Origin of the sequence: Acinetobacter sp. 1294596, assembly GCF_000582925.1 — a bacterium.
Taxonomy (GTDB): Bacteria; Pseudomonadota; Gammaproteobacteria; order Pseudomonadales; family Moraxellaceae; genus Acinetobacter; species Acinetobacter radioresistens.
Map to the genome: position 1 here is coordinate 1 of NZ_JFCC01000127.1, position 504 is coordinate 504.

A 504-nucleotide genomic window follows, 5' to 3' on the forward strand; every position below is an offset into this window, starting at 1 on the left:
GTGGTTTATGTCGCACTTCAAGTTTTACTCTGCCATGTCTTGTCTAAAGCTTGATCTTGAAGATAAAAAAATCTTAAAAATAGAAAAATAAAGATAGTCGTAATGAATGTAATAATAAAAACGGCGAATTCAAACATGAGGTGCGACAGTTTGAAAAGTCTTATGATAATCAACAAGCTGAGCAAATTTCTCTAATGGTGTAAGCCAATCTAACGCTTTTCTAGGACGAGTATTCAGTGACATGGCAACTTGATTTAAATAATGCTGATCTGCCTGATTTAAATCAATCCCTTTAGGTAAATATTGCCTAATTAAACCATTCATATTTTCGCATGTGCCTTTTTGCCAGGGTGAATGTGGGTCACAGAAATATACATCTATGCCTAAATCTTCTTCAAGTATTTTATGTTCTGCCATCTCGCGTCCACGGTCATAGGTCAACGTTTTACGCAGTTCTGCAGGTAAATATTTCAGAGCTTCAGTTAAAGCCTTGCGCACTGATTC

Annotated in this window: 1 protein-coding gene; it reads right to left on the reverse strand. The window is 36.1% G+C overall.

The window, feature by feature from the left end; genetic code table 11:
* Positions 1-129: 129 nt before the first annotated feature.
* A partial coding sequence (locus tag J502_RS16205) for an IS30 family transposase (RefSeq protein WP_034685279.1) occupies positions 130-504 on the reverse strand: 375 nt, incomplete at its 5' end.